This window comes from Allobosea sp. GW822-FHT03F07 (genome assembly GCF_058801345.1).
Window position 1 is genome coordinate 64249 of record NZ_JBXAND010000007.1, and the last position, 25943, is coordinate 90191.

The 25943-nt window shown below is 68.5% G+C and carries 26 protein-coding genes; 14 read left to right on the forward strand and 12 right to left on the reverse strand.

The features are described 5' to 3' along the window. The first annotated feature begins 61 nt into the window (after nt 1-61). From AC1RMY_RS19425 to AC1RMY_RS19460, 8 genes are all read left to right on the forward strand, one after another. Nucleotides 62-604, forward strand: a complete 543-nt coding sequence (locus AC1RMY_RS19425) for a Na+/H+ antiporter subunit E (protein WP_492867295.1) — start codon at nt 62-64, stop codon at nt 602-604. Then, nucleotides 597-872, forward strand: a complete 276-nt coding sequence (locus AC1RMY_RS19430) for a monovalent cation/H+ antiporter complex subunit F (protein WP_492867296.1) — start codon at nt 597-599, stop codon at nt 870-872. The genes AC1RMY_RS19425 and AC1RMY_RS19430 overlap by 8 nt, the downstream gene beginning before the upstream one ends. Continuing rightward, the gene (locus AC1RMY_RS19435; protein ID WP_492867297.1) at nt 869-1162 is read left to right on the forward strand and encodes a cation:proton antiporter; all 294 of its coding nucleotides are present in this window, start codon (nt 869-871) and stop codon (nt 1160-1162) included. Before AC1RMY_RS19430 ends, AC1RMY_RS19435 begins: the two co-directional genes overlap by 4 nt. Continuing rightward, complete coding sequence (locus AC1RMY_RS19440) at nt 1159-2091, forward strand: hydrogenase subunit MbhD domain-containing protein (protein ID WP_492867299.1); 933 nt, start codon at nt 1159-1161, stop codon at nt 2089-2091. Before AC1RMY_RS19435 ends, AC1RMY_RS19440 begins: the two co-directional genes overlap by 4 nt. Continuing rightward, nucleotides 2088-2450: an NADH-quinone oxidoreductase subunit K gene (locus tag AC1RMY_RS19445; RefSeq protein ID WP_492867301.1), complete on the forward strand. Its 363-nt coding sequence runs from the start codon at nt 2088-2090 to the stop codon at nt 2448-2450. Before AC1RMY_RS19440 ends, AC1RMY_RS19445 begins: the two co-directional genes overlap by 4 nt. Beyond that, nucleotides 2447-3961: a complex I subunit 5 family protein gene (locus AC1RMY_RS19450; RefSeq protein ID WP_492867303.1), complete on the forward strand. Its 1515-nt coding sequence runs from the start codon at nt 2447-2449 to the stop codon at nt 3959-3961. The genes AC1RMY_RS19445 and AC1RMY_RS19450 overlap by 4 nt, the downstream gene beginning before the upstream one ends. Continuing rightward, a complete protein-coding gene (locus AC1RMY_RS19455) occupies nt 3958-5589 on the forward strand; it encodes a complex I subunit 5 family protein (protein ID WP_492867305.1) in 1632 nt (543 codons plus the stop codon). Before AC1RMY_RS19450 ends, AC1RMY_RS19455 begins: the two co-directional genes overlap by 4 nt. 67 nt (nt 5590-5656) lie before the next feature. Next, nucleotides 5657-7471: an SLC13 family permease gene (locus AC1RMY_RS19460; RefSeq protein ID WP_492867307.1), complete on the forward strand. Its 1815-nt coding sequence runs from the start codon at nt 5657-5659 to the stop codon at nt 7469-7471. Nucleotides 7472-7634: 163 nt separating this feature from the next. Here AC1RMY_RS19460 and AC1RMY_RS19465 read toward each other — a convergent pair whose 3' ends face one another. The 9 genes from AC1RMY_RS19465 to AC1RMY_RS19505 all read right to left on the reverse strand — a co-directional run bounded on the left by AC1RMY_RS19465 (nt 7635) and on the right by AC1RMY_RS19505 (nt 15966). Beyond that, nucleotides 7635-9119 carry an alpha/beta hydrolase gene (locus AC1RMY_RS19465; protein WP_492867309.1) on the reverse strand — a complete coding sequence of 495 codons (1485 nt, stop codon included), beginning with the start codon at nt 9117-9119 and terminating at the stop codon, nt 7635-7637. 306 nt (nt 9120-9425) lie between these two features. Continuing rightward, entirely contained in the window at nt 9426-10694 is a 1269-nt protein-coding gene (locus AC1RMY_RS19470; protein WP_492867311.1) for an FCSD flavin-binding domain-containing protein, read from the reverse strand. A 25-nt stretch (nt 10695-10719) separates the two neighbouring features. Beyond that, complete coding sequence (locus AC1RMY_RS19475; protein WP_492867312.1) at nt 10720-11028, reverse strand: c-type cytochrome; 309 nt, start codon at nt 11026-11028, stop codon at nt 10720-10722. Then, a complete protein-coding gene (gene soxA / locus AC1RMY_RS19480) occupies nt 11028-11840 on the reverse strand; it encodes a sulfur oxidation c-type cytochrome SoxA (RefSeq protein WP_492867314.1) in 813 nt (270 codons plus the stop codon). Before soxA ends, AC1RMY_RS19475 begins: the two co-directional genes overlap by 1 nt. A 101-nt stretch (nt 11841-11941) precedes the next feature. Next, the gene (gene soxZ, locus AC1RMY_RS19485; RefSeq protein ID WP_492867316.1) at nt 11942-12265 is read right to left on the reverse strand and encodes a thiosulfate oxidation carrier complex protein SoxZ; all 324 of its coding nucleotides are present in this window, start codon (nt 12263-12265) and stop codon (nt 11942-11944) included. Between the two features lie 7 nt (nt 12266-12272). After that, nucleotides 12273-12767, reverse strand: a complete 495-nt coding sequence (locus tag AC1RMY_RS19490) for a thiosulfate oxidation carrier protein SoxY (RefSeq protein ID WP_492867318.1) — start codon at nt 12765-12767, stop codon at nt 12273-12275. Then, entirely contained in the window at nt 12730-13164 is a 435-nt protein-coding gene (gene soxX / locus AC1RMY_RS19495) for a sulfur oxidation c-type cytochrome SoxX (RefSeq protein ID WP_492867320.1), read from the reverse strand. The genes AC1RMY_RS19490 and soxX overlap by 38 nt, the downstream gene beginning before the upstream one ends. A 23-nt stretch (nt 13165-13187) precedes the next feature. Continuing rightward, nucleotides 13188-15398 carry a xanthine dehydrogenase family protein molybdopterin-binding subunit gene (locus AC1RMY_RS19500; RefSeq protein ID WP_492867322.1) on the reverse strand — a complete coding sequence of 737 codons (2211 nt, stop codon included), beginning with the start codon at nt 15396-15398 and terminating at the stop codon, nt 13188-13190. Between the two features lie 100 nt (nt 15399-15498). Beyond that, on the reverse strand, nt 15499-15966 hold the full coding sequence (locus tag AC1RMY_RS19505) for a (2Fe-2S)-binding protein (RefSeq protein ID WP_492867323.1): 468 nt from the start codon (nt 15964-15966) through the stop codon (nt 15499-15501). 175 nt (nt 15967-16141) lie between these two features. On the opposite strand from AC1RMY_RS19505, the gene AC1RMY_RS19510 reads away from it, so the two are divergent. The 4 genes from AC1RMY_RS19510 (at nt 16142) to AC1RMY_RS19525 (ending at nt 18499) form a co-directional block, all read left to right on the forward strand. Continuing rightward, entirely contained in the window at nt 16142-16333 is a 192-nt protein-coding gene (locus AC1RMY_RS19510) for a hypothetical protein (RefSeq protein WP_492867325.1), read from the forward strand. A gap of 62 nt (nt 16334-16395) precedes the next feature. After that, entirely contained in the window at nt 16396-16647 is a 252-nt protein-coding gene (locus tag AC1RMY_RS19515; protein ID WP_492867327.1) for a hypothetical protein, read from the forward strand. A 194-nt stretch (nt 16648-16841) separates the two neighbouring features. Then, on the forward strand, nt 16842-17981 hold the full coding sequence (locus tag AC1RMY_RS19520) for a diguanylate cyclase domain-containing protein (protein ID WP_492867328.1): 1140 nt from the start codon (nt 16842-16844) through the stop codon (nt 17979-17981). Nucleotides 17982-18187: 206 nt separating this feature from the next. Then, the gene (locus AC1RMY_RS19525) at nt 18188-18499 is read left to right on the forward strand and encodes a hypothetical protein (RefSeq protein ID WP_492867329.1); all 312 of its coding nucleotides are present in this window, start codon (nt 18188-18190) and stop codon (nt 18497-18499) included. A 15-nt stretch (nt 18500-18514) separates the two neighbouring features. Here the strand turns inward: AC1RMY_RS19525 and AC1RMY_RS19530 are convergent, their stop codons facing one another. From AC1RMY_RS19530 to AC1RMY_RS19540, 3 genes are all read right to left on the reverse strand, one after another. Beyond that, nucleotides 18515-18754 carry a DUF2934 domain-containing protein gene (locus AC1RMY_RS19530; RefSeq protein WP_492867331.1) on the reverse strand — a complete coding sequence of 80 codons (240 nt, stop codon included), beginning with the start codon at nt 18752-18754 and terminating at the stop codon, nt 18515-18517. 177 nt (nt 18755-18931) lie between these two features. Next, nucleotides 18932-21508 carry a bifunctional acetate--CoA ligase family protein/GNAT family N-acetyltransferase gene (locus AC1RMY_RS19535; protein WP_492867333.1) on the reverse strand — a complete coding sequence of 859 codons (2577 nt, stop codon included), beginning with the start codon at nt 21506-21508 and terminating at the stop codon, nt 18932-18934. 100 nt (nt 21509-21608) lie between these two features. Further along, the gene (locus AC1RMY_RS19540) at nt 21609-22478 is read right to left on the reverse strand and encodes an AraC family transcriptional regulator (RefSeq protein WP_492867334.1); all 870 of its coding nucleotides are present in this window, start codon (nt 22476-22478) and stop codon (nt 21609-21611) included. Nucleotides 22479-22631: 153 nt separating this feature from the next. Here AC1RMY_RS19540 and AC1RMY_RS19545 point away from each other — a divergent pair, with 153 nt between their 5' ends. Next, a complete protein-coding gene (locus tag AC1RMY_RS19545; protein ID WP_492867336.1) occupies nt 22632-24086 on the forward strand; it encodes a protein adenylyltransferase SelO in 1455 nt (484 codons plus the stop codon). Nucleotides 24087-24303: 217 nt separating this feature from the next. Next, complete coding sequence (locus AC1RMY_RS19550) at nt 24304-25902, forward strand: gamma-glutamyltransferase family protein (protein ID WP_492867338.1); 1599 nt, start codon at nt 24304-24306, stop codon at nt 25900-25902. The last annotated feature ends 41 nt before the right edge of the window (nt 25903-25943 follow it).

Sequence of the window (25943 nt, forward strand, 5' to 3'; positions counted from 1 at the left end):
TGCGCCTAATCAGTCCGAATGCGACCGATAGGTCGACCGACGCCAACAAGGGCATCGCTCGATGAATGCCCTCGCAACGACATTCGGAGGCGCCCCGATACCGACCCTTTTGGGGCGCGGCTTCGGCTTCTTCGCCGTCTGGCTGGCCCTGATCGGCACCGCGCCCAAGGATATGCCGTTCGGGCTTATGGCTGCCGCAGCGGCGACATGGGCGAGCGGCCAGCTCTGGCCCCCGGATAGCAGGCTGTCGCTGTCCGGCCTCATCCGCTTCGTCCTGCGCTTCCTGCCGCAATCCGTGGTCGCGGGGGTCGATGTCGCCCGGCGCGCGATGGCGCCACGCATCGTGCTCCGGCCCGGGCTGGTCGACTATCGCGCGACGCTGCCGCCGAGCCTCGCACAGGGCGCGATGTGTGCGGTGATGAGCCTCCAGCCGGGCAAGTTGCCGGTTTCCTACCAGGCCAGCGGCGACATGCTGGTCCATTGCCTCGACACCGAGGCGCCGGTGGCGGCCGAACTCGCCGCCGACGAAGCGGCCTTCCTGCGCATCCTGTACGCGGCGCACGACCCAAACGGGGCGAGGCAAGGAGGGCGCGATCTTGGCTGAAAGCCTGACCGCTGCGGCCCTGTTCGTCCTGCTGACCAGCGCAGCGGGGCTGGTGGCGGTGCTGCGCTCGCGCATCGCGATCGAGAAGATGATGGCGGTCCAACTGCTCGGTACGGGTGGCGCGGCCACGCTGCTCCTGCTCGGAGCGGCCTCCGCCGAACCGGCCCTGACCGATGTCGCGCTCCTGCTCGTGCTGCTCTCGGCCTTCTCCTGCGCCGCCTTCACGCTCGGCGAAGATGCGGCGGACGGGCCGGACGAACCGTCATGATCTCGCTGGCGAACGGCTTCACGCTGGTCTTCGTGGCGGCCGGCGCCATCCTCTTCCTGGCAGGGACACTGGGACTGCTGCGCTTTCCCGATACACTGAGCCGCCTGCATGCGCTGAGCAAGGCCGATAATCTCGGCCTCGGCCTGATCGTCATCGGCCTGCTGCCGCAGATGCCGAGCGTCGCCGCCGGGTTCAAGCTCGTCTGCATCTGGCTGCTGGCGCAATTGTCGGCGGCCACCGCGAGCCAGTTGATCGCCGGCATCGCCGCGCGGCGGAAGCCGGACGCATGAGCCTCGTCTTCGATATCGCGCTCGTGGCGGGGCTGATCGCGCTCGCGCTGCACATCGTCGTCAGCCGCGACGGCAAGGGCGCCATCATCGCCTTCATCGCCTTCGGAATGCTGCTCGGCCTCGGCTGGGCGCGCCTCTCCGCGATCGATGTCGCGCTGACGGAAGCCGCGATCGGCGGCGGTCTGACCGGCATGCTGCTGTTGAAGGCGCACTCTCATCTCGCAAGCCGGGTCTCGCGCCGCGCGCCCGCGACCGAGCCGAACTGGCATGTCCCGGCGCTGTTCTGCGGCACCGTCACGCTCGGTCTCGGCTATGTCGTGCTGGCCTTCCCGCACCCTGCCCCGAGCCTCGCGCGCGAGGCGATCGCAGCGATCGACGCCACCGGCCTCGGCAACCCGGTGACGGCCGTGCTGCTCGCCTATCGCGCCATCGACACGCTGCTGGAAAAGATCGTGCTGATCCTGGCGCTGATCGCGGTCTGGTCGCTGAGCAGTGATGCCGCCTGGGGTGGGTCCTCGCATCTGCGCCCGACGATGGTGCCGGCGCCGCTCGTCTTCCTCGCCCGCGTCCTGCCGCCCTTCGGCGTGCTGATCGCGGTCTATCAGGTCTGGGTCGGGGCCGACGCACCGGGCGGGACCTTCCAGGCCGGCACCATCCTGGCCGCGATGTGGCTGCTCGTCATGCTGGCGGGCCTACGCCCCGCGCCGCAGACGCGGCGGCAGGCGTTGCTGGTGACGCTGGCCGCCGGGCCTGCAATGTTCATACTCGTCGGCCTGCTCGGCCTCGTCATCGCCCAGGGGTTCCTGTCCTATCCGGAGGCGATCGCCAAGCCGCTGATCGTCGCGATCGAGGTGGCGCTGACGCTCTCCGTTGGCGGTACGCTCGCTTTGCTCGTCGCCGGCCCGCCCGACAGGGCATCCGAGCCATGAGCGCGATCGCCCTCACATCCGCGTCACTGTTCGGGCTCTGCGGCGCGGCGCTCGTCGGCATCGGCCTGTTCTGCGTGATCACCCATCCGGAACTGCTGCGTCGGATCGTCGGCTTCAACATCCTCGGCGCCGGCATCTTCATCGTCTTCGGCTCCGTCTCGCGCCGCGGCGCGGCGATGGGACTGGGCGGCGATCCCGTGCCGCAGGCGATGGTGATCACCGGCATCGTCGTCGCCTTTGCCGCGACGGCGCTGGCGATCGCGCTGCTGCGGCGGCTCGCATCGCTGACCGGCACAGCCACGCTCGACGCGCCCTCGCCCGAGACGCCGCCAGAGACACCATCGGGGAGCGAAGCGTGACGCCGCTCTACGCCGCGACGCCGGGCGGGCTGCTGCTGGTGCTCGCCGTCATGCTGCCGGCTGCCGCCGTGCTGGCGATGCTGGTGCTCGGCCCGCGCCACAGCCGGCGTGTCGCGCTCGCCACGATGGCGCTCGGGCTCGCCGTCGCGCTCGCCATCGGCGTCGAGCTCGTCCGCAGCGGCGCGGCGCTGATCTACATCGTCGGCAACTGGCAGCCGCCGCTCGGTATCGCGCTGCGCGCCGATGGGTTGTCGGTGATGATGCTGGCCGTGACGGCCGCCGTCATGATGGCGACAGGGCTCTTCGCCCGCGACCTGTTCGGGCTCGATAAGACGACCTGCGACGGCCGGCTGGCGACGAGCTTCTGGATGCTGCTGATGGGGCTGTGGAGCGGGCTCAACCTCGTTTTCATCTCGCAGGACCTGTTCAACCTTTATGTCGCGCTCGAACTCCTGACCTTCGCGGCGGTGCCACTGGTCTGCCTCGACGGGCGCGGCGAGACGGTCGCGGCGGCCTTGCGCTACCTGATGTTCGCGCTGCTCGGCTCGCTGCTCTATCTGCTGGGAGCGGGCCTGCTCTATGGCGCCTATGGCACGCTCGACATCCGGCTGATCGCGGGCGCCAGCCAGCATGGCCCGGCGATCCATGTCGCGCTCGCCCTGATGGTCCCGGGGCTCATCGCCAAGGCCGCTTTGTTCCCGCTGCATCTGTGGCTGCCGCCGGCCCATGCCGGGGCGCCGGCCGCAGCCAGCGCCGTGCTCTCGGCGCTGGTGATCAAGGCGCCAGTCTTCCTGATCCTGCGCCTCGTCGTAGACATCGCCCCGCCTGAGGCCGCCGCCATCGCCGGGCAGGTGCTCGCCGTGATGGGGGCCGCCTCGATCCTGCTCTGCAGCGTGATGGCGCTGCGGCAGGAGCGGCTGAAGCTGATGATCGCCTATTCAACGGTGGCGCAGATCGGCTATCTCTTCATCGTCTTCCCGCTCGCTGGCACCGGTGACGGCTCGGCACCCTTCGGCACGATCGCCTGGACCGGCGGGGCGCTGCAACTCACCTCGCATGCGCTGGCCAAGGCCGCGATGTTCATGGCGGCCGGCATCGTGGCGGAGGCGATCGGGCATGACCGCATCCGCGATCTCGGCGGCTTCGGCCGGGTGCTGCCGCTGAGCGCCACGACCTTCGGCCTCGCGGGCCTGTCGCTGATGGGCATCCCGCCGAGCGGCGGCTTCATCGCGAAATGTCTGCTGCTGACGGCCGCAGCCGTCGGCGGCCAGCTCTGGCTGGCGCTGACCATCCTCGCGGGCGGACTACTGGCCGGCGGCTACGTCTTCCGCGTGGTCGACCGGGCGCTGGCGACGCCGGCCGAACCTCTGGTACTGCGCAAGCCGATCCCACTGGGGCTCGAGATCGTGCCGCTGATCCTGGCCGTGCTGGCGGTCGCGCTCGGCTTCCTGCCGCTCGAACCCTTCGGCCTGCTGCAGATCGGCCGGCCCGACATCGCGGGTTCGCCATGAGCGTCGCGGGCCTCGTCCTTGCCGCCTGCCTGCTGGTGCCGCTGGCGATGGCGGCCGGCTGCCGTTCGCATCGCTTCCGGGCATTGGCGCCGGGGCTGCTCTGGCTCGCCCCCGTTCCAGCGATGCTGGCTGCCTGGCTGCTGCCAGCGGGCGCGGCCGCCTCCTTCCCGGTGCCGTTCCGGATGACGCTGGCGCTCGACCAGCCCGGGGCGATCCTGCTCGGCGGCGCGGCGCTTTTGTGGAGCGCGGCCGGGGCCTATGCCGCCTCCTATATGAGCGGCAAGCCCGGCCTAACGGCTTTCAGCGTCTGGTGGCTGCTGACGCTCGCGGGCAGCCTCGGCGTCTTCATCGTCTCCGACATCGCGAGCTTCTATCTGCTCTTCACGCTGGCGAGCCTCTCGGCATATGGGCTGGTCGCGCATGAGCAGACCGTGGCGGCGAAGCGTGCCGGCGTCGTCTACATGGTGCTCGCCTTGCTCGGCGAGGCCTTCATCCTCTTCGCCTTCGTGATGCTGGCCGCCGGCAATCCCGATCCGAACCCGCTGATCCGGGACGCGGTCGCGAACCTGCCGGTCTCCCCGATGCGCGACGGCGTCGTGCTGATGGTGGTCCTCGGCTTCGCGCTGAAGATGGGGCTGGTGCCGCTGCATGTCTGGCTACCGCTGGCGCATCCGGCCGCGCCGATGCCGGCCTCGGCCGTGCTCAGCGGCGTACTGGTCAAGGCCGGCGTGATCGGGCTGATCCGCTTCCTGCCCTTCGACACCGCCCTGCCGCTCTGGGGGGCCGTGCTCGCGACCGCCGGCATCCTGACCGCCTATTGCGGCGTCGCGCTCGGCCTGGCGCAGCGGCGGCCCAAGACGATCCTCGCCTATTCCACCGTCAGCCAGATGGGCCTCGTCGCCGCGATCATGGGGGCAGGGCTGGCGGCCGGCGACCCTTCCGCGCCGGGTCTCGCGGCCTATTACGGCCTGCATCACACGCTGGTCAAAGGTGGGCTCTTCCTTGCGATCGGCGTCGCCATGGCTTCAGGCGGGGCAGGCTTGCGGCCAGTACTGCTGCTGACCGGCCTGCTCGCGCTCAGCCTCGCCGGCCTGCCGCTGACCAGCGGCGCGCTGGCCAAGCTCGCGGTCAAGCCAATGCTCGGCTATGGCGTGCTCAGCTTCGCCATCTCGCTCGCGGCTGCCGGCAGCACGATGCTGATGCTGCACTTCATCGCGGTGATGCTGCGAGAAACCGCCGGCAAACCCGACGCGGCCGCGCCGCAAGGCGAGGTCATCCCCTTCCTCGCAGTCGCCATCGCCTCGCTCGCGATCCCGTGGTGGCTCTACCCAGCCCTGTCTGGCGAGGCCCTCGCGAGCGCCTGGACGATCGGCTCGCTCTGGAAGCTCGTCTGGCCGATGCTGCTGGGTGGGGCGGTCTTCGTGCTCGCGCGGCGGTTCGAAGCCTTCGCCGGGCGCGTGCCGGAAGGCGACATCCTGGTCCTGGCAGAGCGACAGGCGCCGCTCTTCGCACGCCTGCCGGCCGCGATTGCGCGGCTCGATGCGGGCTTGCGCCTCTGGCCTCTCGCCGGGCTCGTGCTCGTCGGCCTCGTGATCCTGCTTGGCGGTCGCTTCCTACTGCCCTCATAAAGCAGGGCCGGCGCCCGACTGCCGGCCCCCTCGGTCTCCTCACCTCGCAATCCTGGACGGCCCGACAGTGAACGCCATCGAAAGCACAGCCCTCGTCGTCGCCGTGACGATCGCGCTGTTCGCCTGGAACCGGCTGCCGGTGGTGGTGGTCGCGGTCGGTGCGGCGCTGTCGCTCTGGGCGCTGGGCGTCGTCACGCTGGAGCAGGCGCTGGCGGGCTTCGGCGATCGCGCCGTGATGTTCGTCGCCAGTCTGTTCATCGTCAGCGCCGCGCTGGAGAAAACCGGCGTCACCGCCTGGGCCGGCCAGGTCCTGATCGCGCGTGCCGGCGAAAGCCGCTCGCGGCTGCTCGTGATCATCATGGCGGTGGCCGGCTGCCTGAGCGCGCTGATCAGTGGCGGCGGCGCGGTCGCCGCGCTGATGCCGGTGGTGGTCATCGCCGCGATCCGGCTCCGGCAATCGCCCTCGCTGCTGCTGATGCCGCTGGCCTTTTCCGCCCATGCCGGCGCCAACATCCTGCTGACCGGCGCACCGAAGAACATCCTCGTCTCGGAGGCGCTGGAGGATAGCGGCCTGCCGGGTTTCGCTTTCGCCGAATTCGCGCTGGTCGGCGTGCCCCTGCTCGCCGGCACGATGCTGATCATCCTGCTGCTCGGCAAGCGCCTGCTGCCCGCGCAGGGAAATGCGCGCCTGCCCGCCGATTTCAGCCGCCACGCCCAGACGCTGGTCGAGCACTACGGGCTCACCGACGGCTTCTTCCATCTGCGCGTGCGCTCGACCTCGGACCTGATCGGCATGCTTCCTTCGGCCGTCGACCTGACGCAGCAAGAGGGCCGGATCGAGCTCGTCACCGTCCAGGCGGACGGGTCGGGCGTCTCGCGTGGGGCTCATCCGATCCGCGAGGGCGATTACCTGCTGGTCCGGGGCGAGGCCGAGGCGGTGGCACGGCTCTGCGCCTCCCGGCATCTCGCCCCGCGCGACGAAGCCGATGACGGAAATGCTGCCGACGCATTGCTGAACCGCCGCACCGGACTCGCCGAAGTCGTGATCCCGCCGCGCTCCGCCTTCATCGGGCGCGCCGTCCACCCCGGCATGACCACGCAGGGCGGCGATCTGATCGTGCTCGCGGTCCAGCGCGCCGGCGTCGACCTCGACCCGGCCAGTCCTGTCCTGCAGGCCGGCGACACGGTTCTGCTCAAGGGCAGCTGGAAGGCGCTCGACCTCAGGCTCGCCGATGCCGATGTGCTCGTCGTCAACTCACCCGATCTGGTGCGGCGCCAGGCCGTGCCGATGGGTGCCGGCGCCTCCGTCGCGATCGCCGCCCTCGCCGGACTCGTTCTCCTGCTGGCGACCGGCGTCGTGCCGCCAGCTGCGGCAGCGCTGCTCTGTGCGCTCGCGCTGATCGGCGCGGGCATCATCTCGGTCGAGGAATCCTACCGCGCCATCCACTGGACGACGATCATCCTGATCGGCGCGATGATGCCGCTGTCGATCGCGATGGTGCAGTCGGGCGCGGCCGATCTGGTCGCGCGCCATCTCGTCGCGGCTACGGGCGGCGGCGGGCCGATCGTCTTCCTCGCCGGGCTGTTCCTGCTCACCGCCTGCCTTGGCCAGATCATGAGCAATACGGCGACGACGATGCTGGTGATTCCGATCGCGATGGCGGCTGCGACGAGCATGGGCGTCTCGCCCCGGCCGATCCTGATGAGCCTGTGCATCGCGGGCTCGGCCTCCTTCATGACGCCGATCGCGACCTCGACCAACCTGATGGTGATGGGGCCGGGCGGCTACGCCTTCGGCGACTACTGGAAGCTCGGCCTGCCGCTGATGATCTGGTTCTTCATCATGGCGGTGTTCTACGTGCCGCTGATCTGGCGGTTCTGACGCTCCCGCTCCTGGCCGCAAGGAAAGGGCCTGTCATCCCGGGCGACCGAAGGGAGATCCGGGATCCATTCCGGAACCTCTCCGGCCAGCGCTCCGGCATGGATCCCGGATCTCCGCTTCGCTGCGTCCGGGATGACCCGAGTCTGGGGTGGAAAGGTTGGTCCTACCCAGGCGTTTTCTCCGCCGCCGTCCCCACCGGCGGCCCGAGCCGCTCGTCGATCCTCTCCAGCAGATAGGGATAGAACGGGTTCGAGGACATCCGCAGCAGCGCGTCGAGATTGACGATCAGCGTGCCGCGCTCGCCGCGCGCGGCGACCGAGCCCAGCTCGATGCCGAAATCGTCCTTCGGATCGGGCGTCATGCCGTAGAGCCCGTCCGTCAGCGGGAAGGGCAGTGCGACATGCGACAGTGAGAAGACGTCGCGCGGATAGGACAGGCCGAGCGCGCGCTCGCTCTCCTCGGTGGCACCGGCTTCCGTCACCCGCTCGACGACCTCGCTCGAATCCGGGCTCGCATTGGTGATGACCGAGAGCCGGAAATTGCGCGGCGCCGGGGGCAGCATCCGGGACAGCAATGTATCGGCCGAGGTGTTCAGCAGGGGGCCGAACTTGGCGCTGCGGTTGAGATCGAACAGCACGAGTTCGCTGCCATTGGCCGGCAGATGGGCATAGAGCGAGGTGATGATCGCGCGCGTCGAGACGGTGAAGTCCATCACCGACTGGAAGGTGATCAGCGGCGGCAAATCCTTCAGCCGCCCGGCGCGGGCCTGCTTCAGGATCTCCTGCTGCAAGGCGGCGGTCAGGAGATGCGACTGGCGCGCGCCATTGACCGGAAAGGAGTTGTACTTGAACGGGTTGAACTCGGGCAGGACGCTGAGCCAGGCCGCCTTGGCGAAGGCCGGCAGGACTGCCGGCAGCGCGGCGAGCCCCGCGAAGCGGGCGAAGGCGGTGATGCCGACCATCGGCGAGATCAGCACGACACGGTCGGCCCGTACGAGCCTCGTATCGTTGAGCGCTTCCAGCGCATACATCAGCGCGAGCGCGCCGCCATTCGAGAAGCCGACCAGGTGCAGCGGCGCGGACGGGCCCGCGAGGCGGCGTGCCTCGCGGACGGCGAGCCTCGTCGCGGCGAGCCAGTCTTCCCATTCGATCTCGGTCAGGCCGGCGGGCACCGTGCCGTGGCCGGGCAGGCGGATCGCCACCGACACGAAGCCGCGCTCGCGATATTGCCGCGCGATATGGCGCAGGCTGTAGGGCGAATCCGTCAGCCCGTGCAGGAAGACGGCCGCGCCCTTCGGAGGCCCGTCCGGCTGCAGCACATAGGAGCGGTTCCAGTCCTGCGCGAAGCGCGCCGGGTAGATCGGGCTGCCGTCGAAATAGCGGTTGACCGGCACGCGCTCGTCGGGGCCGAGCTTCTGCGTGACCTCGGCGCGCACGGCCGCAAAGGCCTCGCCCTCGGCCTTGAGGTAGGCCTGCCAGCCGCTGCGATCGAGCTCGGCGATCGAGAGCTCCTTGGGGATATAGGTGTGCCAGGGCTCGAGCGGCGCGCCGCGCTGGGTATCGTAGATGCGCAGGCCCAGCAGCGAGACGGTGGCGATCGCGATGACGATGGCCGTGCGCTTCAAGGCCTTCTTGAGGAATACCCGCATCTCGCAACGTCCCGCCCGGCCGCATCCATATCTCTGCGCCCGTTATGTCGCTCCGCGCCAGTGCTGGGGAGTGCGCCGCATCCCAAAATCGTTCCTGCCGTCCCCATTTTGTAGGATCGACGGGACGAAGTCTTGCCGCCGATGCGTTCAGGACAGCACCGGGTTCACTCGGAACCACGGCGTCATCCCGGGCCTGCCCCGGAATCCATCGAAGGGCGCCAGAGCTCTACGATGGATCCCGGAGCAGCGCTGCTTCGCAGCTTGTCCGGATGACGCGGCGGTTCTGCAAGAGACAAGGCAGTCCGGTCAGGTGAACATGTCGGCGGTGATGGCGGCATACCAGTCGATGTTCTCGGCCTGGGTCTGCTTGCGAAGCGCGTCGCTTTCGCCCGGCGCGGAGACGAATGTATCAGTCGCGGCGATGCGGCCGTCCTTCGGCTCGTAGCGGCCGCCGACCTTGATCGCGTCGTCGGTGTCGACCAGGCTCCAGCAGGTGTTGATGAAGCGAGCCGGGAAGGCACGGCTGCCGATCAGTTCGCTGCGGATCACCATCGCCGCGACCTTGGCCTGGCTGTTGGCCGAGAAGGCGGATTTCGGCATGTCGCCGGCGATGCAGGCATCGCCGAGCACGAAGATGTTGGGGTCCGCGACGGATTTCATCGTCGCCGGGTCGATCGTGCAGTAGTCGCCCGCCGGGGCGAGCCCCGCGCTGCGCGCGATCTCGCCAGCCATCTGGGCGGGGATGACGTTGACGAAGGCGCAGCCGCTATAGGTCTCGAAGCCGGTGACGACGCTGTTCGTCTTCGGATCGACCGATGTGACGCCGTCATGCACCTTGGGGCCGAGCCATTCGATCATGCCGCCATAGCGCTTCTCCCAATCGGCCAGGAAGGCGGCCTGCTTGGAGAAGCTCTCCTTCGCGTCGAGGATGACGATCCGGGCGTTGCTCTTGCCGGCCTTCTTCAGCGCATGGGCGAACATCGAGGCGCGCTCATAGGGCCCCGGCGGGCAGCGATAGGGATTAGGCGGCGCGATCATCACGATGACGCCGCCATCCGGCACGGCGTCGAGCCGCTGCCGGATCAGTTGCGTCTGGCGGCCGGGTTTCCAGCCATGCGGCATCGCCTCCTCCGCCTCTTTCGACCAGCCCGGGACGGAATCGTATTTCAGGTCGATGCCGGGCGAGACGACGAGCCGGTCATAGGGCAGGCGATGGCCGGTCGAGAGCGCGACCTCCCTGCGGTCGCGATCGATCGCCGTGGCGCGGGCCCGCGCCAGCGTGACGCCATGGTTCGCGGCCAGCGCATCGTAGCGATGCAGTATCTCCTCATAGCTCTTGAAGCCGCCGATAAAGAGGTTCGAATGGAAGCAGGTCTGGTAGGTCTCGTTCTCCTCGACCAGCGTGACGGCAACCGCGCCCTGGCTGTCCCGGGCGATGTATTTCGCGGCCGTCGCGCCCCCTGCCCCGCCGCCGATGACGACGACGCGCGGCCTGGCCTGGCCGAGCACGGCCGGCGCGCCGAGGGCGGGCACGGCCAGCGCGGAAGCGAGGAAACTCCGGCGATCGATCGGCATGGCGCTCTCCAGCTGTTCGCGTCTCTCAATCGGCAGGTTTGAGGCTGCCGTAATAGGCGGCGAGCGCCTCGACCTCGTCGGGCGAGAGGCGTGCGGCGATCGCCTGCATCACCGGGTTATCGCGCTGCTTGTCGCCATAGGCGCGCAGCAGCGCGACGAACTGATCGGCCGGAAGGCCCGAGATGGCGGGAATACCGCCCTGCCCCCTCGCGCCGGGCCGATGGCAGGTGGCGCATTCGGATGAGAGGTGCTGCCCCAGTTCCCGGTCGGCCGCAGTCGCCTGCGTCGCGAAAGCGAGCACGGCCGGCAGCGCTATTGCGAACAGGGCACGCATCAGCGCCTTATCCCCGGCGTCTCGATCGGCAACCCCCTGCCCCGCGCCGCGAGATAGAGTTCCAGCGCCAGATACTCCGGCGAGCCATAGTCGAACTGGGTCGCGCGCACGCCGAGCGAGCAGGCACGCAGGCGCCGTTGCAGCGAGCCGACATCGTTCCATTCGAGGCGATAGGCCGGATAGCCGGTGCCGGCGCCATGAGAGATCGTGTCGCCGCGCAGCTTCTGGCCGACGAGATCGACATGGCATTGCCGGCAGGAGAGGTTGAGCTGGCCCTGCCTGCGCTCGAAGAAGGCCTTGCCTGCTTCATAATAGGGCTTGGCCGCGCCATCCGTCCGCACATCGACAGGCAACCCTCGCGAGAGCGAGGCGACATAGGCCGTCATCGAAAGAAGCTCCGGCGTCTCATGGCCGAAGGCTGGCTCGCCCTGCCGCTCGACCCGGCACTGCTCGATGCGGCCCTCAAGGTTGAGCAGCTTGCCGGTCGCGGCATCGACCTGCGGGTAGCGCGCCGCCGCGCCGCGCAGGCTCTGCTGCGGCTCGGCATGGCAGCCATTGCAGGCCGGCTTGTCCGAAGCGGGCTTGCGGCTGAAGAGTTCGCGGCCCTGTTCGACCCAGAAGAAGGCCGGGTTGCGTGTCTCGTCCGCCTGTTGCCGACGCATCTCCGGTGAGAGGAAGTCGCTGCCGGATTTGATCTGGGCCGTGGCGGGGCCCTGCTGGACGGCGAGACATGCGAGCGCGGCGACAAGCCGGATTACCCCTGAAACACGCGGGTCATCCCGGACGGAGCGCAGCGGAGATCCGGGATCCATTCCGGAACCTTTCGGGGCAGGCGTTCCGGCATGGATCCCGGGTCTCCCTTCGGTCGCCCGGGATGACGCGCGCGTGATCATGGCCGCAAGCCCGATCGACCTCACGTCACGATCAACCTGGCCGTCCGCGTATAGGTCGCGCCGCCGTCCTCGCGCCATTCGAAGACGATGTCGCCGGTCGCGACCGCCCGCGTGGTGAATGAGACGAAGGGGTTGGCGGAGACGCCGGTATGCATGTCGAAGCGGAAGATCGGTTCGCCGGCATAGGTCGCGGTGAGCCGGTTGAGGATCTTGCGTGGCACGATGCCGCCTTTGCCGTCGGACTGGCCGCCGCGGTCCATCGGATGGCGGGTCAGCACCTTGATCTCGACGATCTCCCCGGCGCGGGCCTGGGCCGGAAGGGTAATGCGGGCATTGAAGGACATGATGCGTTCAGCCTCCGTCGATACAGGCGCTCAACGTCACGACGATGTTCGCATCCGTCATGACGAAGCGGCCGTCGCTCAACGCCGCCACCGCCGTCACCGTCTGCGATTGCGCCAGCCGCAATGTCGTCGCGACCTCGGCGCGGCCGGCCCGCGGGCCGAGATGGAAGCGCGCCATGTCAGGAAACGGGTTCTTCTCGGCGATCACATGAATCCAGCGGACATGATCGGCCTCCGTCATCGGGCTCTCGACGGCAATCTTCGTATCGACCGAATTACCGTTCTCGACGAGGGCCGGAATCTCCAGCGTGATGCGGCCGCGCTCCGCCAGCGTGCCTTCGGTGACGCGCGAAATCAGCTGCGCGAGTTCGGCCGAGGTCTCGGCGACGGCACGCCCCGGCAAGGCCGCGACCAGCAGGCCGGCCGCAGCGCCCGCGACGACGCGCCTGCGGTCGACGGGGGCCTCAGAACGTCTTGAGCGAGGCGAGATAGCTGACGACATCCTCGATCTCCTGGGCCGACAGGGCCGGCTTGCCCCGATAGGCCGGGGCGACATCACGCAGGTCTTCCGTCCTGAAATAGGGCGGCATCACGGTCTGCGGGTTCAGCAGCGAGGCATCGACCAGCCGCAGCCGAATCTGGCCGGTGTCGAGCCGAACTCCGACGCCGGCGAGCGGCGGGCCGATCGTGCCCTGGAAGGGCTCGGAGGGGTCCGCGCCCCGATGGCAGATCAGGCAGTTGCCACGCTCGCGGTCGCGCACCAGCGCCTCGCCGCGCGCGACGTTGCCGACAAGGCCGCCAAGGGGATGCACAATCGCGTCGCCGGTGACCGCATAGGCTTCGAGCGCGCTGACCGGCGCAACGCCACCGGCAGCCAGAATGGCCCCGGCGAACGCCATGCGCGACAGCATCCTTGCCCGCCTCACGCCTTCTTCAGATCGGCGTTTTTGAGCGGCAGATTGCGGATGCGCTTGCCCGTCGCGGCGAAGATCGCGTTCAGGACGGCAGGCGCCGCGACCGCGATCGTCGGCTCGCCGACGCCGCCCCAGAAGCCGCCCGAGGGCACGATCACCGTCTCGACCGCCGGCATCGCCTCGAGGCGCATCACCTCGTAGGTGTCGAAGTTCTCCTGCTCGACGCGGCCGTCCTTGATGGTGATCTCGCCATAGAGCGAGGCCGAGAGACCGTAGACGAAGGAACCCTCGACCTGGCGCTCGATCTGCGCCGGATTGACCGCATGGCCCGGATCGGTCGCAGCGACGATGCGATGGATCTTGAGCTTGCCATCGGCGCTGACCGACACCTCGGCGACCGCCGCGACATAGGAGCCGAAGCCCATGGTCTGGCAGATGCCGCGGAAGACACCGTCGGGCAAAGGCTTGCCCCAGCCGGCCTTCTCGGCGACGGCGTTGAGCACGGCGAGGTGCTTGGGATGGTTTTTCATTAAAGCGCGCCTGAATTCCAGCGGGTCCTTGCCCGCCGCATGCGCCAGCTCATCCATGAAGGATTCGAGATAGATCGTGTTCTGGTTCAGGTTGACGCCGCGCCAGAAGCCCGGCGGCACATGCGGGTTGCGCATGGCGTGGTCGATCAGCAGGTTCGGCACCGAATAGCCGATCGAGGCCTCCGGTCCCGGCGGGTTAAGGCCCTGGAAGATGGCCGGGTCGCGCCCGTTCTGGATGTTCTGCGGGAAGATGCCGGCGACGATCGACTGGCCGGAGATGCGCATGTGCAGCCCGGTCAGATTGCCGTCCTTGTCGAGCGCGCCGGTCATCTTGCACTGCGTCAGCGGGTGGAAGCGGCCATGCAGCATATCCTCCTCGCGCGACCAGATCAGCTTCACCGGTGTGCCGGGGATCTGCTTGGCGATGGCGACGACCTGGCGGACCCAGTCATGCACCGCGCCACGCCGGCCGAAGCCGCCGCCGAGGTCGATCTTGTAGGCCTCGCATTTGGCGATCGGCAGGCCCGAGGCCTCGGCCGTGGCGGCGAGCGCCGCCTCGCCATTCTGCGTCGGCGTCCAGACCTCGCATTTCTCCGGCGTGTAGAGCGCCGTCGCGTTCATCACCTCCATGCAGGCATGGTTCTGGAAGGGATAGGAATAGACCGCCTCGATCGTGCGCGCGGCACCGGCGATCGCTGCCTTGACGTCGCCGTTCTGGTTCCCGACGACGGCGGTGGGAGCGTCGAGCCCTTCCTTCAGCCAGGCCGCCAGGCTCTCGCTCGAGACCTTGGCGTGCTCGCCCTCGTCCCAGACGATCGGCAGCGCGTCGAGCGCGCTCTTTGCCTGCCACCAGGTGTCCGCGACGACTGTGACCGCGCTGTCGCCGACCGGCAGCACATGCCGGACGCCGGGCATGGCCTTGATTGCGGCAGCGTCGAAGCTCTTCACCTTGCCGCCGAAGACCGGGCAGTCCTTGATCGCGGCATTGAGCATCCCCGGCATCTTGAAGTCCATGCCGTATATCTTCTTGCCGTTGGTCTTGTCGGCCGTGTCGAGCCGCGGCAGCGGCTTGCCGGCGATGGTCCAGTCCTTCGGGTCCTTGAGCGCGATGTCCTTGGGCGCTTCCAGCTTCGCGGCGGCGGCCGCGACCTGGCCGTAGCGCAGCGAGCGGCCGGACGCCTTGTGGGTGATCACGCCCTTGTCGGCCGAGCACTCGGCAGCCGGCACCTTCCACTCGTTCGCGGCCGCCTGGATCAGCATCATCCGCGCCGCCGCGCCGCCCTTGCGGACATAGTCATGCGACTCGCGAATGCCGCGGCTGCCGCCGGTCGAGAAATTGCCCCAGATGCGATTGCGGGCGACGTTCTGGCCGGGCGTCGGGTATTCGGTCGTGACCTTCGCCCAGTCGCAGTTCAGCTCCTCGGCGACGAGCTGTGCGAGGCCGGTCAGCGTGCCCTGCCCCATCTCGGAGCGGGCGATGCGGATCACCACCTTGTCGTCGGGATGGACCACGACCCAGGCGTTGATCTCAGGGTTGGCGCCCTGCGCCTGCGCCTCGCTTGCGAAGGGGATCGCGAAGCCGAAGCTGAAGGCGCCGGCCGCGGCGGCTGAGCCTGCGAGCAGGCCGCGGCGGGACAGGCCGGCGCTGGAAGAGCGGGCCTTGGAAGAAGCAGTCGAGGCAGATGTCATGTCGTCCTCCGGATATGGCGTGAAAGCGAGGGAGGCGGCGGTACCTGAGACCAGTCGCGTTCGAACCTCGCGCAACGAATGCGAAAAAGCAGGCGTGACCTCAGCCGCGACCGAGCGTGCCGCCGGCGACGACGTCGAGGATCGCGGTCTTGACCCGGGCGTAGGTGCCGCAGCGGCAGATATTGGTGATCTCGGCGGCAATGTCGGCTTCCGTCGCCTTCGGATTGGCCTGCAGCAGCGCCGCGGTCGCCATGATCATGCCGCTCTGGCAGAAGCCGCATTGCGGCACGTCGTGCTTGATCCAGGCCTGCTGGACGGGGTGCGTGCCGTCGGGCGAGAGACCCTCGATCGTGACGATCTTCTGCTCCGCCGTCACCGCATCGAGCGGGAGCGCGCAGGAGCGCGTCGCGACGCCGTCTATATGCACCGTGCAGGCGCCGCATTGCGCGACGCCGCAGCCATATTTCGTGCCGGTCAGGCCGATCTGTTCGCGGATCACCCAGAGCAGCGGCGTATCGCCCGCCGCGTCGATGTCGATCACCCTGCCGTTCACATTGAGCTTCGCCACCGCAGACCTCCCGGTTCGGGTCAAGAAGGACGGCGAGAGAGCCCACGCGCCTCGCCGGAGTGCCGGGCAGCCGTGCAGGCGCGCCGGTCGTTTTGAATTGGAGGGGATTGAAACTCAGGCGACGCTATCCGCCAACGCCCGAAAATCGGCCGATCACGCGGCGTGAGAGACGCTCATGATGATCGTTTCCGCGCTGAAACGGGTGATTTTCGAGGATTTCCTGCCTGTTGCCACTCGATTGCCGGCATTCCCAGCCTGCCCCAATGCGAGGCCCGCTTCACAGCAAAGTGATGGCGATCGCGTCGGCGTCGTGCGCCTGTCACGCGAAGCTGCGCAAATTCCGGAGAAGAGCCCAGAGCGCCCTTGAAGAAGCGCAGTCCCAATACCTAGATTCAGCGCAGAGGGGCAGCCGAGACACGGACCGGCGCCATGGACAGAAGCCGCATAGCGACGGGCAGCCGCACGGGTGCGGGAGCGACCTTCCCCGTCGATCTTCCGCTTGATCCCGGCACTCTGAACGAACGCCTGTTCGATATCAGCGTCTGGCTGATCGAGCACGACATCCCTCATCAGGCCCGCGTCCTCATGGAGCCAAGGGACGGCCGCATTCGTGTCAGCTTCCCCGACGCGGATGACGCCAGGGCCTTTCGCGCACGGTTCGGGCAGCGCCTCCTTTCATAGCGGGAACCGCCATTCGCACGGCACCGGCCGGTTCGGCGGCATAGCCTTCCGGCGAGGCAACTCCGTGAAGGCCGCATGGCGAGTTGCCTCGGCAACTGACCAATTCTGACTTTCCCCGGCTGCTTGCGCCCAATGCTCAAATTGTGCTGATCGCGTTAGAAACCTCTTATGTCTCCGGCGGTAGCCCATTCCGCATGGGGATGTTTCTCGGACAGAAAAAGCGGTCCTCGGCTCTTCCGCCGGCCATCGAGATCGAGATCATCTCGCGGCTCTTCGGGGCGACGCCGCAGATCATCTGCATCGCGCTCGGCCTGATCATCGGCTCAGCCATCATGGCCGTGCAGACCAGCGATCCGCTGTTCACCGTCCTGACCGCCGCCGGCATCATCACCTCGGCCCTGCGGCTGCTCAACATCGCGGCTTTCCTGCGCCGCGACCCGCGTGTCCCGCTCTCGCTCGCCGAGGCGCGCAACTGGGAAAAGGGTTACGCCTTTACGGCCTTCGCCTTCACGCTTGTCCTGGCCGTGCTGGTGGTGGCGACCTTCCGCTCGGATCATCAGGGCGGCCATGTGCTGAGCATCGGCCTCGTCATGGCGCTGACGGCCGGCTCCTGTCTACGCACGCTGCGCTACTGGATCTGCGTCACGCTCTCGACCCTGGCGATCGGGACGCTGGCGGCCTCCTTCCTGCTCTTCGGGGATCCACTCTACCAGGCGCTGAGCATCCTGCTCGTGGTCTATCTCGTCTCGATCTATGAAGGCTCCGACTACATGGTCGGGCAGATCGAGGAGTTGCTTATCGCGCGGCGCGAACTCGACCTGGCCTCGCGGCACGATCCGCTGACCGGGCTGCTGAACCGGCGCGGGATCGACCGCATCCTGGCCGAGGCCTGCCAGAGCGGCGAGCCGCTCACCGTGCTGATGCTCGATCTCGACGGCTTCAAGCAAGTGAATGACAAGCTCGGCCATGCCGCGGGGGACGATCTGTTGCGACAGGTCGGCAATCGCCTCAGCAGCCTGATGCGGCCCGAGGATGTCGCCGGGCGCGTCGGCGGCGACGAGTTCACGATCGTCATCCGTGGCGAAATCGGCCCGGGCTTCGCCAACTCGGTCGCGACGCGCGCCGTCGCCGCCGTGAGCGCGCCGTTCGAGGTCATGGGCCAGCCGGTCCGCATCGGCACCAGCGTCGGCATCGCGACGCTCGACGGCCCTGTCGCGGACACGGACGATCTGGTGAGCGCCCTGCTGCGCCAGGCGGATGCAGCGCTCTATGAAGCCAAGCGCGCCGGCCGGGGACAGTTCCGCCAGGCCGGCATGCTCTACTCGGTCGGCTGAAACCGCCCGGCCGGGACCATCACGAGCCCCCTAAACATTTGGCCACAAGAGGCGTATCACTTGCAGGGTTTGGATCGCTTCCAAACGATGGAGGTGCGAGCCTTGCCTGCCAGCCACCCTCCCCTTTCCCTGCCGAACCGGATCGCGGATGCCTGCCTCGCGGCGGGCGTCGCGCGCCTGCGACCAGCTGAGGAGCGACCCCACCGATGCACCCCGCCAATCTGCAGATCGAAGGCCTTCTCGCACTCGTCTCCGAACTGACGAGCCAATTGGTCAAGGCCGGCGTGCTGACGCCGGAAGCCGTCAAGGAAATGCTCGCCCAGGCGGAAGGCGCGGTCACGACCGACAAGCAGCGCCGCGACCAGCTCGGCGACAGCCATCGCGACGCGATGCTGTTTCCCGTGCGCTATGTCGGGCGTGCGCTGGCCGCTACCGAAGGGGCGACACCCTGCGTCTCGGCGGTGACGGCGGCTGTCGGGCGCAACAAGAACCGGCACGATTCCGCGCCGCGGCCATAGCGCCGGGCGACGGCCTCAGCGTCCCGATCGCAGGCTCTGCCCGCCCCGGCCAGCGCCCTGCGCCGCCTTCGCATGGCCCGGCAGTCCCTGGGCCTCGCCCCGGTCACGCTGCTGTGTATCCTCGCCGCTGTGCCGGAAGGCCCAGATTTCCTTGGCCGTATCCCAGTGCCGCCGGTCCTGCCCCTCGGGCCTGCCTTCCTGCTCCCAGAGACCGTGAGCAATCTTCCTGATCTCGCTCAGCTCTTTCTCTTTCATCCCTTTCATCGCACGTCCTCCATTTCGTGCTTCTCGCCCACCAGCGCATCCTGAGCAGGCCACAGAACTGTGGCCGCAATGCCGGGCCCGGATATCCAACTCTCACGACGCGTCGGCGTTCCTCCCAGGGAGCTGTCGCCGCCGGACGCAGCAGGTGGCCCCGAACGCCGCGGACCTTCAGGGCCTCAGGCTGGACACGGCCTTCTCCACCGACAGGGAGACGACGCGCAGCGCCGTGTCGTCGGGATCGATCGTGATCTCGAAGCCGAGTTGGCGGCAGAGCGCCAGCATGCGGGTGTTCTCCGCCAGCACCTGGCTGCGGATCGTGCGAAGGCCCTCGGCCCTGGCCCATTCGATGATCAGGTTCATCAACGTCCAGCCGAGCCCGACGCCCTTGAGGTCGGAGCGCAGGAGGATCGCGTATTCGGCCTGGTCATGCCCGGGGTCGGCATGCAACCTGACGACGCCGGCGGCCTCGCCCGTGGCGTCCTCGAAGGCGACGAAGGCCATGGCGCGGGCATAGTCTAGCTGGGTGAGATGGGCGAGAAAGGCGTGGCTGAAAGTCTTCAGCGGCGCGAAGAAGCGCAAGCGCAGATCCTCCGGCGTCACCTTCTGCAGCATGACGCCGATCGCCGCCTCGTCCTCGGGCCGGATTGGCCGGAGCTGGAAGCGCTGCCCGCCGCGCAGCGCAACCTCGCGGCGCCAGCTCGCAGGATAGGGCCGGATCGCCGGCCGGCGGCGGCGCTCCGGCACGCGCTCCAGCATCATGCGCGCATCGACCGCGATGACGCCGGTTTCGTCCGCCAGCAGCGGGTTGAGGTCGAGTTCCCGGATTTCGGGCAGATCGACCGCCATCTGGCCGACCGCGACGAGGATGGCGGCGACCGCATCGAGCCTTGCGGCGGGCACGTCGCGATAGGCCACGAGGATGCGCGAGACGCGGGTTCTGGCGATCAGGCGGCCGGCCAGGCCGAGATCCAGCGGCGGAAGCGCAGCATGGCTGTCGCCGATCAGATCGGCGGCAATGCCGCCGCGGCCGAAGACGACGACCGGGCCGAAGCAGGGATCGGTCGCGAAGCCGACGATCAGCTCGCGCGCCTTGGCGCGCTGCGCCATCGGCTGCACGCTAAGCCCGGTGATCCGGGCCTTCGGGCGGTCGCTCCGCACCCGCGCCAGCATGCGCTCGGCCGCCTCGCGGATCGACGCCTCGGTCGCGAGATCGAGCGCGACGCCGCCGACATCGGATTTGTGGACGATGTCGGGCGAGACGATCTTGAGCGCGATGGGGCGGCCGCGCGCGAGCAGGGGCCTTGCGGCGGCCAGGGCGCCCTCAATATCGGCGGCCACCACCGGCTTCAGCTCTGGAATGCGGTAGATCGCCAGCAGCGTCGAAACCTCGTCGGGGTCGAGCCAGTCGCGCTGCTCGGCCAGGGCCCTGGCCACGATCGCGCGCGCCTGCGCGAGATCGGGCGGCGGCATCTCCTCGGCCGAGGGCGGCGTCGCCATCAGTTCGGCCTGCAGGCGGGCATGGCGCAGCAAATGCTGGAAGCCGAGCACAGCCTCGGCCCCGGTCGCAAAGGACGGCAGCCCGGCCGTCGCAAAGCGCGCGGCGATGGCGTCGTCGCCTCCGATCCAAGCCGCCAGCACTGGCTTGGAGCGGCCCGCGTCCCGGGCCGCCTCGACCACCGCATCGGCGCAAGCTCCGGCCTCGGCGAGCAAATGGGGTGCATTGACCGCCAGAACCGCATCGACGCCGGAATCCGCGAGCAGCCCGGCGACCGCCCTACCGTACTCTACCGGCGTCTGGACCTCGACAATCGCCTCCTCGCCCGAGCCCTCGCCGGCACGCGTCGCGAGCGCGCCACCGAGTTGGCGCAAGCGCCCCTCCGCGAGCGCCGCAAGGCCTGCCCCGTTGCTGACGATCGCCAACCTGCCACCGGCGAGCGGGCGCGTGCGCCCGAGCGTCTCTGCGGCCGCGAACAGTTCGTCGAGATCATTGACCCGCAGCAGGCCGGCGCGATGGAAGGCGGCGCCATGCGCGCGGTCGCCGGTGACGATCAGCCCCGCATGGGTCAGGCCGGGAGCACCTGCCGGCGTTCGCCAGGGCTTCAGCACCAGGACCGGCTTCAGCCGAGCGGCCGCACGGGCCGAGGACAGGAAGCGCGCGGCATCCTCGACCTCGTCCAGCGCCAGCAGGATCGAGCGCGTGCGACCGTCGAGGCCGAAATGATCGAGGCAGTCGGCGAGATCGACATCGGCGGCGGCGCCCAGCGCGACGGCGCCGGAGAAGCCGACATCGCGGCGCGCGGCCCAAGCCAGTATGCCGGCGGCGACCGAGCTGGATTGGGCGATCAGAGCGATAACCCCCGCCTTGGGCACGGCCGGCGCAAAGCTTGCGTTGAGACGCAGGCACGGCGCGACCAGCCCGATCGAATCAGGGCCGATGAGCCGGATGCCGGCCGCACGAGCGGCTTCACCGAGTGCCGCGGCATCGGCCGCGTCGCCATCGGCGATCAGGATTCCGGCACAGCCTCGCCGCCCGGCAGCCGTGATCGTCGCGGTCGCCTGCAAGGCAGGAGCAATCACCAGATCGACCGGCTCAGGCAGGTCATCGATCGTGTCCGGCTCGAAAAGCCGGCCGGCATATCCGCCAGCCCGAATGCCGGTCAGCAACGGTTCCGTCGAAGTGCCCGGCTGCGCCAATACGGCGACGGAGTCGGGTTCGAGCATGCGTTTCAGTCGGTCGGGCGCCATGACGGCATCGTATCAGAAAGCGACAGAGCTACGGGCATGGCTTCGGCGCCGCAGGTCGATCATCGAACGCGGCTTCGCCGTCTTTACCCGAACCGGCACATCAGGCCTGCACCGGCACGTAATAATCCATCGTCGCCCCCGGTTCAGTCGGCGGCTTTCGCCCATTGTAGCATTCGAAATCGGGGGCTCCCGTCGGCGTCAGGCCTGACTCTGGCATGAGTCGCCCCCAGACCTGCCTTAGGCCTTCAGCGATCTGCAGATGGACCGGCCCGCCATCGAAGCTCAGCCGGAACACGACGTAGGTGGCAGGTTCGATCACCCGTCGTTCAAATCCCTCCGGGAGGCTGGCATTCTCATGCACCTCGACGCCAGCCATGTAGCCGAGCGTGCATTCGTGACGATCGATACCTGACACCACGCCGTAGCTCGTCCAGCTCCTGACCTGCCCCTCGATGGGCAGCGCTCCCATCAGGCGTGACCAGAGCTGCGGAATCTCGTCCTTGTTGGTCTCGTCGAAACGCCTTGCCGGTCCGGCCACGACGAAGCGATCGCGTGTGACGAGCTCGGGCAAACGCTCGACGGCGGTTCGGGTCTCAGCGACTGAGGTCATGGGGTACTGTCCTTCCATGGGTTCGACGGCAAAACCCTCGCGGAAGCGAGCGGGAGTCGTGCCGAACATGCGCTTGAAGGCGCGCGTGAAAGCTTCCTGCGACTCGAAACGGCAGTCGAAGGCGAGATCAACGAGCCGCAGTTCCGGCTCGGCGAGCAGGCGCCTGGCCCCCTTCACCAGTCTCCTGCCGCGGACATACTCGACGACCGTGCGCCGCGTATGGGCGAGGAACATCCGGGAAAAGTAATACGGCGAATATCCCGCCTTCCCTGCGATGACTTCAAGGCTCAGATCGTCATCGAGGTGATCTTCCAGCCAGGCGATGATCTGCTTGACGGTATGCGCGGGTCCGGTCTCCATGATCCGCACTATCGGCGGAAGGGCGCCGGCCGTCTTGATCGATCTTGCGGTCAGCCCATCTCGACGTCGCCCAAAGCCATGGTATCGCAGACGCCGAAGCACCATCTGACTGCGAAGAGCGGTTTGCACCGACGCTCCAGCCCCGGACCACCCATGCCTATCGCCTTTGACAACAGCTATGCCCGGCTGCCCGAGCGCTTCTTCGCCCTGACGCCGCCCACGCCGGTCTCCGCGCCGCGTCTGGTGCGCCTGAACGATGCTCTGGCCGAGGAGCTGGGGCTCGACCGCGGCTGGCTGGCGAGCCCCGAAGGCGTCGCAATGCTCGCCGGCAACGCCGTTGCCGCGGGCTCGACGCCGATCGCCACCGCCTATGCCGGCCACCAGTTCGGGCAATTCGTGCCGCAGCTCGGCGACGGGCGGGCGATCCTGCTCGGAGAGGTCGTGGATCGTTCCGGCACGCGCCGCGACATCCAGCTCAAGGGCTCGGGGCGCACGCGCTTCTCGCGCGGCGGCGACGGGCGGGCGGCGCTCGGGCCGGTGATGCGCGAATACATCGTCAGCGAGGCGATGGTGGCGCTCGGCATCCCGACGACGCGGGCGCTCGCCTTCGTGCTGACCGGCGAGCCGGTGATGCGCGAGGAGGCCCTGCCGGGCGCGATCCTGACGCGCGTCGCCAAGAGCCATATCCGGGTCGGCACCTTCCAGTTCTTCGCCGTGCGGCAGGATGTCGAGGGGTTGCGCGCGCTCGCCGACCATGTCGTCGCCAGGCACTATCCGCAGGCGGCGCAGGCGGCCAATCCCTGTCTCGCGCTGTTCGAGGCGGTCATCGCGGCGCAGGCCGATCTCATCGTGCGCTGGCTTTCCGTCGGCTTCATCCACGGCGTGATGAATACCGACAATTGCTCGATCGCGGGCGAGACGATCGATTATGGTCCCTGCGCCTTCCTCGACGCCTACGACCCCGCGACCGTGTTCAGCTCGATCGATGTCGCGGGTCGCTATGCCTATGGCAACCAGCCAAGCATCGCGCTGTGGAACCTGACGCGGCTGGCTGAAGCGCTGCTGCCCTTGCTGGACGCAGATGCCGATGCGGCTGTCGCCCTCGCCCAGACCGCGCTCGGCGCCTTCGCGCCGCGCTTTCAGGCGGGCTATGACGCGGCCATAGCAAGCAAGCTCGGTCTGCCCGGCGACAACGAGGCGGATACCGCGCTCGGCGCCGCGTTTCTCGAAATGCTGGCCAGGCACGGAGGTGACTTCACGCTGAGCTTCCGCCACATCGCCCGGCTGCGTGCCGGGACGGCCGGAGAGGAACCATTGCGCGCGGCGCTCGGGAACGACCCTGCGCTCGATGGCTGGCTGGAGCGCTGGCGCGAACGCAGCGCCGGCACGGCGCCGGGCGCGATGCTCGCGGTCAACCCGGCCTATATTCCGCGCAACCACCGCATCGCCGCCGCGATCCAGGCGGCCGAGGATCACGACGACTTCGCACCCTTCGAAGAGCTGATGGCTGTATTGGCGCAGCCCTTCGAGGAGCGGGCGGAATTCGCGGAGTACGAAAATCCGCCAAGACCGGCGGAGCGTGTCAGAGCAACCTTCTGCGGGACGTGAGGCGTCAGAGCGAACGCAGCGAAGCCTTCCAGGGGCGTGGCGCGCTGCCGCCACTGGATTGCTTCGTCGCTTCGCTCCTCGCAATGACGGGTATCCGCCATGCGCGCAACGCCAACCGCGCTCCGCGAAATGCAGCCCTGACGCCCTGTCCCCACCGGCTCTCTCCATGCTCTGATCGCACCGGCTAACCGATGCCTGACTGCGAGGATGACCGACGATGCATGGCCGCCGCCCGACGATCTATTCCCGCCACGGCATGGTCGCCGCGGCGCATCCCCTCGCCGCCCAGGCCGGGGCGAGGCTACTGATCCAGGGCGGCAACGCTTTCGACGCGATTGCGGCGACGGCTGCGGCGCTCAACGTCGTCGAACCGTTCATGTCGAGCCTGTCGGGCATGGGCTCGGCGACGCTGTGGTCGGCTACCGAGGGCCGCGTGCGCGTGCTCGACTTCGTCCCGCCGATCCAGAAGAGCTTTCCGGCGGAACGCTTCTCGCAGCGCTCCGATCTCGAGCGCGGCCCGCATGCCGTCGCCATGCCTGGCAATCTCGCCGGCTGGTGCGAACTCGCCTCGCGCTATGGCCGCAAGCCGCTCGCCGACATTCTCGCCCCGGCGATCGCACTGGCTCAGGACGGATTCGCCCTCTCGGAATTCGGCGTCGCCGAGCTCAACGAGCAGGCGCCGCTGCTGGAAGTCTGGCCGGAGATCTATCCGGCCTTCGCCGCCACCTATCTTCCCGATGGCGGGCCGGTGAAGCTCGGCCAGGTGCTGCGCCAGTCCGATCTGGCGCGCACCCTGTCGGAGATCGCGGCGAAGGGGCCGGACCATCTCTATCGCGGCGAACTCGGCGAGCGCATCGTCGCGCATCTGCGCTCGCTGGGCGGGCTGATGACGACGGATGATCTGGCGGGGGTGGCGCCGCGCTGGCGCGAGCCCTTCACGGCTTCCTATCGCGGGCTCGAGATCCATGTGCCACCGCCGCCCTGCGAAGCCTTCCAATTCCTGCTCAGTCTCAGGATCCTCGAAGGGTTCGAGCTGGCCAGCCTGGCCAAGGACGGGCCGGAGCATCTCGACCTCGTCTATCGCACGATCCGGCTGGCCGCCGGCGTCCGCATCGCCGCGAACAACCCCTCGCCCGAGGCGCTGGCCGAGATCTTCTCGGCAGCCTCGCTCGCGAAGCTGCGCGGGCGCGTCAGCGACGGCGTGCCGGTCGAGGGGCCGACCGAGCAATGGACCCCGCAGCCAGGCGAGGACCCGGCGCACACCACCTCCTTCTCGGTGGCGGATGCCGAAGGCAACCTCGTCTGCATCACCAACAGCCTCGGCAGCCCCTTCGGCAGCGGCATCGTGGTGCCGGGCACGGGCCTCTGCCTGAACAACTTCCTGTACTGGTCGGATGTCCAGACCGGCAGCCCGAACCGCTCCAAGCCCGGCGACGAATTGCCGATGTGCATGTCGCCGAGCATCTCGACGCGCGCCGGCAAGCCGGTGCTCGCGCTCGGCACGCCCGGCAGCTACGGCATCATGCAGACGCAAGTTCAGGCCATGGTGCAGCATCTCGATTTCGGATTGCCTCTGCAGGAGGCGATCGAGGCGCCGCGCTCGCGACTCTGGGATGGGCGCCTGATCGAGGCGGAAAACCGGATCGCGCCGGAGACGCTGGCCGAATTGCGCCGGCGTGGCCACGACATCGTGCCCTTCGATGTCGGCTGGACGATGCGTTGCGGCGGCATGCAGGCGGTGGCGGTCGATCCTGCCACCGGTATCATGACTGGCGCGGCGGACCCGCGCCGGGATGGCTATGTCGTGGCGGTGTGAGAGCTGCCCGCACTTCCCAAGGGAAACGCCGTCATCCCGGA